Source organism: Empedobacter sp. UBA2044 (genome assembly GCF_002333005.1).
Taxonomy (GTDB): Bacteria; Bacteroidota; Bacteroidia; order Flavobacteriales; family Weeksellaceae; genus Empedobacter; species Empedobacter falsenii_B.
In genome coordinates this window covers 37,301-44,892 of the sequence record NZ_DDBA01000077.1, presented here as the reverse complement: position 1 = coordinate 44,892, position 7,592 = coordinate 37,301, and the positions used below count along the sequence as shown (strand labels likewise).

Sequence of the window (7,592 nt, the reverse complement as noted above, 5' to 3'; positions counted from 1 at the left end):
CAAAATTTTGGACAGTGTCATTTAATTAAATCTATAGTTTCTATTTTATAACCATCATAAAATATTCTATAATTATTTAATTTGTTTTTAATAATCCATTTAACATCATTCAAAACAAAATTATCTTCTAAAGCTCTAATAATATATCTATCATCAATATAAATTTCTAAAAATTTATCATCAAATAGTTTAACATTCGAAATATCCAATGACACTAACTCAAATAATTCATTATTATCAATATTAAAATTTGTAATCTTATTAAATATTTTACATCCAGATACAAATTCTATTATTACTTCAACAATTTTATCATAATAAATTGATTTATTACTAATTGAAAACTTAAACGATAAAATACCCGAATATTCAATTGAATACAAACTTGCATTCAATAATAATTTATTTAGTGTATATTCTATTTCTTCATTCATTATTAAATTAGTTTTCGTTTTTATAATGGTTTAAATGAAATGGTATCACTCCTTTTTTAATCAGTTCGGATTTTATTTTATCTGCGTAATTATTCGCAAACTTTTCCTTTTCCTTTTTCGGAAGATTTACATGAATATCATTTCGTCTCTCCCATTCATCAAATTCTTCATCCTCATGACCTGGTTTTTCTACTTGTTCTAAATAATGCACATAATGACCAAATTCGTGTAGTAATGTTCTATATAACTGTGTATTTCTTGCAAATTCAGGTTCTATTTTAGATGTAAAATATTTATTACTTTCTTCAAATATATGTCCATCATTTTTAAGTATTTCGAATTCTTTTCGTTCATCAACTGATAGCTTTTTACTCCAAATTAATTGTGAATCTTTATCTATAGATTCTAAAATAATAGCAGGAAAATCTTCTTTCTCGAATTCGTATAAATAAACTAATCTTCCCCAAACACTCGAAATAATTTGCTCCTTTCGCTTTGGTTGTCTCAAAACTATAAATTTTAATTCTCCATAATCCTCAACAGGTATATTTGAAATAATTTTTACAATATCATTTATTGAACATGCGTGAACAGAATTTAGTCTTGTATCTTCCACTACAAACACAAATTCATGATTATTAATAATTCTACTCTCTTTTTTATAAGTTGTTAGTTTTTCATAAAAAGATTGGTAACTACCATATGGAGTAGAAATCGTCAACTTATTATTCTTACTAAAACCCTGTTTGGCAGTACCTATATTTCTATTTCTTCTTGAAGGATTAAACAAATTACTTCTTTGTTAATAAAGTTAAACCATTTCACAAAATAAACTACATTTTCCATGTAATACACTAAGCTAACTACCTAATTTACTCAGCAAACTTACTTAAACACTTAGCTGACGACGTTCTGAACCTAGTCAGCTTCCAAATTTACTAAGTTGACGGTCTCTTTTACCAAGCTGGCTTGGTTACGAACCAAGAAAACGAGGTAACCTAACCCCAAATTTGACGTTCCTGACATTGTCAGCTAAGTTCTGGACGTAATCAACTAGGTATAAAACCTCATCAGCTTACTAAAATACAAAGCTAGCTTACTTCGGAACGTAATCAGCTTGCTTCAGAACCACGTCGACTACGTTCGGGACGTGGTCAGCTACGTTTGAAACGTAGTCAAGATCCATTAAAATCGCTCGAATTGACAAATTTTCACATCAACACATTAGCTCATTTTCAAATTATCCTTTCTTCGGCAACTCTTTCAAGAAATTATATCTTTTTTGAACAAAATCCATCATACAATAAAAATGATTCAAACCATTTGTTACCATCAACAATTGAGAACCTAACACAATGTTGTAACGCGCTATTTGATCAAAAGTTGCTTGCGAAATTGCAATATTCGGCGCTTTACATTCCACCATAATAAATGGTTTTTCTTGCTGATAAACGACAATATCTGCACGTTTTCGCATTCCTGTAATATCAATTGCAACTTCCAACGCAATCGCCGAAGTTGAATAACCCAAATCGTTGATTAAATAATTCAGAACGTGTTGCCTAACCCATTCTTCGGGCGTATAGACCAACCATTTTTTTCGAATCAAACAAAAGATATACAATTTATCTTGGGCTTGTTTCAATCTTATTTGGTATTTTTCGGAAAAATTTAATTGTACTAATTCAGTCATTGTATGAGTCCTGTAGAATCTTTGATCAAAGATATAAAAAACAAAAACTATAAACCGATTTACTTCTTGGCGGGCGACGAGCCGTTTTTCATCGATCAGGTAACTGATTTGTTGGAAGCAAATATTTTAACAGAAGAAGAAAAAGGTTTTAACCAAACAATAGTTTATGGACAAGATGTAGAAGTTGGACAATTGATTGGAATGGCGCGTCAATACCCGATGGGTGCAGAAAAATCTGTAGTGATTGTAAAAGAAGCGCAACATCTTAGCCGTTCGATAGATCAGTTGGAAATGTATGCAAATCAAGTACAAGATTCGACGGTTTTAATCATCAATTACAAAGGAAATTCACTTGATAAACGCAAGAAAATCTATAAAGTTCTGAATGAAAAAGGGTATTACCACGAATTCAAAAAGATTTATGAAAGCGAGTTACCTTCTTGGATAGAACAAAAAGTTGCAGCTAATCAATTTAAGATTGAACCAAAAGCAAAGTTTTTGTTGACGGAGTATGTCGGAGCAGATTTATCTCGTTTGAACAATGAATTAGAAAAACTCTTTACAATTGTTGGCGCGGATAAAACTATCACACCAAATCATATTGAGGAACATATTGGGATTAGTAAAGATTATAATGTTTTTGAACTTCGCAATGCAATCGAAACGAAGAACATCGAAAAAGCATTCAAAATCATTAAATATTTCGAGAAAAATCCGAAGGATAATCCGTACGTCGTTTCAATCACAACAATTTTTAATCTGTTTACAAATATCATTCAAATACATGTTACGCCAAATAAATCAAAACAAAATTTGGCAAAAGTATTAGGAATTAATCCCTACTTTGTACAAGGAATGATGACGGCTGCGAGTAATTATCCGCTAAAAAAAGCTACGAGAATTATCTCATTTATTCGTGAATATGATTTGAAAGGAAAAGGTGTTGGAACTACTGGAAATGTGACATCAAGCCAATTATTAATTGAATTAGTGTATAAAATTATGAATCTATAATTTTCATCTATTTATAGAATCGAAAAAAATAAATAAGAAATACTAAATTTGTAAAAAAATAAAACAACACAATGGAAAATAACGTAAGAGATGTTATCATAATAGGATCTGGACCTGCAGGTTATACAGCGGGAATTTATGCTGCACGCGCGAACATGAATCCTTTGATTTTAACTGGTATGGAGCCAGGTGGACAATTAACAACAACAACGGATGTTGAGAATTTCCCAGGTTATCCAGAAGCAGTTACAGGACCAGAATTGATGGCTGATTTACAAAAACAAGCTGAACGTTTTGGAACTGAAATAAAATACGAATATGTAACGGAAGTAACTTTTGGAGAAAAAGAAGGTGATGTACATACTGTAAAATCGAACAATGGAACTTACCAAGCTCGTTCTATTATTATTTCGACAGGTGCAACTGCAAAATATTTAGGTTTAGATGATGAAACTAAATACGCTGGTAGCGGAGTTTCGGCTTGTGCAACTTGCGATGGTTTCTTTTACCGCGGTAAAGATGTTGCGGTAGTTGGTGGTGGTGATACGGCTGCTGAAGAAGCAACTTACTTATCAAAACTTTGTAACAAGGTTTATTTATTGGTTCGTAAAGAGGAAATGCGCGCGTCTAAAGCGATGCAAGATCGTGTTGCAAATACGCATAATTTAGAGGTTTTATATAACCACGAATTAATTGGTTTGGAAGGAAACAATGTTGTTGAAAAAGCGAAAATCATCAACAATGTTACAAACGAAGAAAAAGAATTAATCGTTGATGGAGTTTTTATCGCGATTGGACATAAACCAAATACAGAATTATTCCAAGGGAAATTGGATATGGACGAAACAGGATATTTAATCACGCAAGATCGTTCGTACAAAACAAATGTAGCAGGTGTTTTTGCTGCTGGTGATGTACAAGATTCTGTTTACAGACAAGCTATTACTGCTGCTGGTTCTGGTTGTGCTGCTGCATTAGACGCAGAACGTTATGTTGCAGAATTCTTTGACGAAGTATAATATCGTTTAGCATATATAAGAAAAAACAAAAGCTCAACCAAGGGTTGAGCTTTGTTTTTATTGTCTATATCGTTCGAATTGATGCCAATATTTATCTTTGTAAACTGTAAATGAAATTTCAAAAACATCTTTATATTTTTGTTCGGTTTCATAGAAAATTTTAGATGGTTTTCTAAAATCTTTACACGCAAAATAAATTTCTCTTTCACCTTTGGCAGTTTCTCTTCCTACGTTCAAATAGCCATCCTCATCTTTCAATGTTTCCATTAATTCATCTTCTATTGCATTCAACAATTCATAGTCGCTAGAATTTGGCATTCCATTCGTTTCGCTACCATCATATTTAATGATCAATGTCGCCAACCACGGATGAGAAGGTTTTGAATCCCAATTCAATAAATTCGTATTGATAACTGCCAATAACATATTTCCGCTTTCTAACTGCGCTTCTAGCATAGAATAACTATCATTTTCAGTTTCGTATCTCGTTGCTTGATATTGCTCGACGAATTCTTTTTCTCGCCAAGTCAAATAATCCTTCAACTTATTCATCGGAATTAGCTCTTGCTCAGCATCATCTTTCGCAATTACAGATAGATTATCAATAATTGTTACGGTATTCAATTCACCTAAATAATTGTCTAAAAAGATATAAACTCCATTCAGAATTTGATTTTTATCTTCTTCTTTATACTCATCAAAAGTAATTACAATATCAATTTCATCAGGATAATTTTCGTGATTAATGGGATAAAAAGATAGTTTATCTTCATCAAAACTATAATCTCCCATATTCAATCCCATATTTCCAGTTGCAGGCTTTAAAGCAGTAAATTTCCAATTCGGTAAATTTGGAGCAGCTGCCACAAGTTCTTCTACAAAAACGATATTTTTAATAATTCCGTCTGGAGTGAAAATTAATTCAGCTGTGTTATCATCAGCCATTCCAGTCAAAAAATAAAGTTCACTTTTAATATGATCCAATTGAGGCGATAATTTATCAAAAAAATTAACTTCAATATTTCGTTGATTTTTTACGGCTTCATAAAACTTTTGTTCATTCTCTTGAAACCATTTCCAGAAAGACTCATAAGAATCAACCTTCTCTTTTTTATTGAAAATATTCTTAAAAAAATTCATAATTGTTTAGTTGTAGTTTAATTTGTAATTAATCAAATATAGAGCTTATTGCTTATCAAATGAATTAATTCTTACTACAATAATCCTACAAGCAAATCTCTAAAGTGACTACAAAACGACTACAGATTTTTTACAAATATGTCAATATATTTCCTCTGGTTTTCAACCAACCTGTAATACTATATCTTGGTCGATTAACGGTTTTTACTTCGTGTGGAATACTTTTACTGTCAAAAACAGCCAAACGACCAGCAAGAGGTAAAATATCTAATTCTTTTTCAGCCTTATTCTCATCTGCCAAATACAAGGTCAATTGTCCGCCAAATTCATCTTTCCATTCTTCATCATTCAAATACAACACAATCGAAAGTGTGCGTCTATCATCATTCTTGAAAGCATCAACGTGTTTTTGATAAAATGTCCCTTCGGGATAAATGGCATAATGAAACTCACTTTCCTCAATGCCCATGTAGCATGTTAGATTGAGATACTCAATAAAATCATTGATTTTTGAGAAAAAAATTTCTTCCGTTTCTGTTTTATTTTCTTCATCAATCCATCTGATTTTATCTCCTCTGATTGATTTTACAATTTGTTCGTTAACCGAACTTCCGACGGCTGCTTGATGAAAATCTTTTTTATTTTCTTTTCGAATTATTGCTTCGCGAAGTTGCTTTGTCTCCTCTGTTGAGAAAAAAAAGTCTGAAATAGAGTATTTTTGATTTGATAAGTCATCAATAATCTTTTCATAAATTGGGTTTAATGTAATATTACTCATTCATTATTATGAAAACTTCAGTAAAAGTATATTTTATTACGAAAAACATAATCATATTTTTGAGTTTTTTTCAAAAAAAAGAACAGAAAAAATCTGTCCTCAAAAAATAGTTTTAATTATCAATTACTTAAACCAGTCAACTTTATTCAACTGATAAATGAAATTTAATTTTGGCTCTTCTCCAAAATATTCAATTTGCTCTTCTTTCACTTTTTTACAACCCAAACGCTCTACTGCAATTTGCGAACGTACATTATCAGCGCCAACATGTAAATAAATTTTGTCAACAAACTGAAAAATATAATCAAACATTAATTTCTTAACAGACGGATTAAAACCTTTTCCCCAACAATTCGTCGAATAAAACGTATAACCAACCAAAATAGATGAATCTTGCTCATCATAATCGTAAAAACGAGAGCTACCAACAACTTGATTTGTCTGTTTATCAATAATCTTGAAAGCACCTTTACTTTGAATTGCACCTTCGAAAAAATTCATAAAAACATCTCTTTTCCAACGATTTTTATTTGGGTGCTGTTCCCAAACTTTCGGGTCTGAAGCAGCTAAATAAAGCGCTTCAAAATCATTATCGTTGAGCGGTTGAAGTTCTACTAAATCATTTTCTAAATTGGGCTGAATATTTATCATTTGTTTCATTTAATACAATACTAATTTACATTTTTCTTATACGATATTCATTAAAAATGATAATTAATTCATTGAAAATTTTTACATAAACTTTCTTAAAATGAAATCAGATAACTAAACTCAAAAAACAATTGGACTTTTATGGGAAGTCTATGAAAAGAAGCAAATTCTAGAAAGATTTCAAAGAACTTAATTAAAATGACAACCGAAGGATATACCCTTAAAGTTATTAAGATTGGACAATTAGAACTCTATAACCACAACAAGTTTCATTCAGAATTTTGTAGACGCTTATATAAAAAGGCTTGAACAATTAACAAAATAAATCTTGAATTTTATTGATTATTATTATACGACTAACTAACTTCACAGAAAAAATATGTTTTTAAATTTTGAAGATAAAGCCAGTCTTATTTCTAAACTAAAAAGTTTAAAAGTAGATCAACAGCCAGAATGGGGAATTATGACACCTCAACACATGGTTGAACATTTGATTGTAACCACTAAAATTTCAAATGGAGGTTTAACAGTACCTTGTCGAATTCCTGCAGAGCAAATACCCCAATACAAATCCTTTTTATTAGAATCTGATCATGAAATGCAAAAGGGGATAAAAGCAAATGGAATGGAAGGTTTACTAGATTTACGTTACCATTCTTTAGAAGCTGCAATAGAAAAATTAGAACAAGAAATTGATAAATTCAATTCATATTTCACAGAAAATCCTGATGCTAAAATTGTCAATCCTGTTTTAAATGATATTGGATACGAAGATTGGAAAACATTTCATAAAAAACATTTTACACATCATTTCAAGCAATTTGGTTTGATATAAAAAATACAATAATCAAAAAAGCTTTCTC

Annotated in this window: 9 protein-coding genes; 3 read left to right on the top strand and 6 right to left on the bottom strand. The window is 30.7% G+C overall.

What is annotated here, in order from left to right:
• Positions 1 to 17: 17 nt before the first annotated feature.
• From B4E59_RS14295 to B4E59_RS14285, 3 genes are all read right to left on the bottom strand, one after another.
• Positions 18 to 434: a hypothetical protein gene (locus B4E59_RS14295; protein WP_286496144.1), complete on the bottom strand. Its 417-nt coding sequence runs from the start codon at positions 432 to 434 to the stop codon at positions 18 to 20.
• Between the two features lie 7 nt (positions 435 to 441).
• On the bottom strand, positions 442 to 1,224 hold the full coding sequence (locus B4E59_RS14290) for a hypothetical protein (protein WP_221854543.1): 783 nt from the start codon (positions 1,222 to 1,224) through the stop codon (positions 442 to 444).
• A 450-nt stretch (positions 1,225 to 1,674) separates the two neighbouring features.
• A complete protein-coding gene (locus tag B4E59_RS14285) occupies positions 1,675 to 2,127 on the bottom strand; it encodes a type I restriction enzyme HsdR N-terminal domain-containing protein (RefSeq protein ID WP_221854544.1) in 453 nt (150 codons plus the stop codon).
• Between the two features lie 3 nt (positions 2,128 to 2,130).
• Here B4E59_RS14285 and holA point away from each other — a divergent pair, with 3 nt between their 5' ends.
• Together holA and trxB are read left to right on the top strand one after the other, a co-directional pair.
• Positions 2,131 to 3,141, top strand: a complete 1,011-nt coding sequence (gene holA / locus B4E59_RS14280; RefSeq protein WP_291053609.1) for a DNA polymerase III subunit delta — start codon at positions 2,131 to 2,133, stop codon at positions 3,139 to 3,141.
• 71 nt (positions 3,142 to 3,212) lie between these two features.
• On the top strand, positions 3,213 to 4,160 hold the full coding sequence (gene trxB, locus B4E59_RS14275; RefSeq protein WP_286477854.1) for a thioredoxin-disulfide reductase: 948 nt from the start codon (positions 3,213 to 3,215) through the stop codon (positions 4,158 to 4,160).
• Positions 4,161 to 4,217: 57 nt separating this feature from the next.
• Here trxB and B4E59_RS14270 read toward each other — a convergent pair whose 3' ends face one another.
• From B4E59_RS14270 to B4E59_RS14260, 3 genes are all read right to left on the bottom strand, one after another.
• Complete coding sequence (locus tag B4E59_RS14270) at positions 4,218 to 5,300, bottom strand: DUF695 domain-containing protein (protein ID WP_291053602.1); 1,083 nt, start codon at positions 5,298 to 5,300, stop codon at positions 4,218 to 4,220.
• A 130-nt stretch (positions 5,301 to 5,430) separates the two neighbouring features.
• A complete protein-coding gene (locus B4E59_RS14265; protein WP_038333614.1) occupies positions 5,431 to 6,078 on the bottom strand; it encodes a 2OG-Fe(II) oxygenase in 648 nt (215 codons plus the stop codon).
• Between the two features lie 123 nt (positions 6,079 to 6,201).
• Positions 6,202 to 6,738 carry a GNAT family N-acetyltransferase gene (locus B4E59_RS14260; protein ID WP_306822322.1) on the bottom strand — a complete coding sequence of 179 codons (537 nt, stop codon included), beginning with the start codon at positions 6,736 to 6,738 and terminating at the stop codon, positions 6,202 to 6,204.
• Between the two features lie 370 nt (positions 6,739 to 7,108).
• Here B4E59_RS14260 and B4E59_RS14255 point away from each other — a divergent pair, with 370 nt between their 5' ends.
• Positions 7,109 to 7,564, top strand: coding sequence for a hypothetical protein (locus B4E59_RS14255; protein WP_219034742.1), 456 nt, complete (start codon positions 7,109 to 7,111; stop codon positions 7,562 to 7,564).
• Positions 7,565 to 7,592 lie beyond the last annotated feature (28 nt).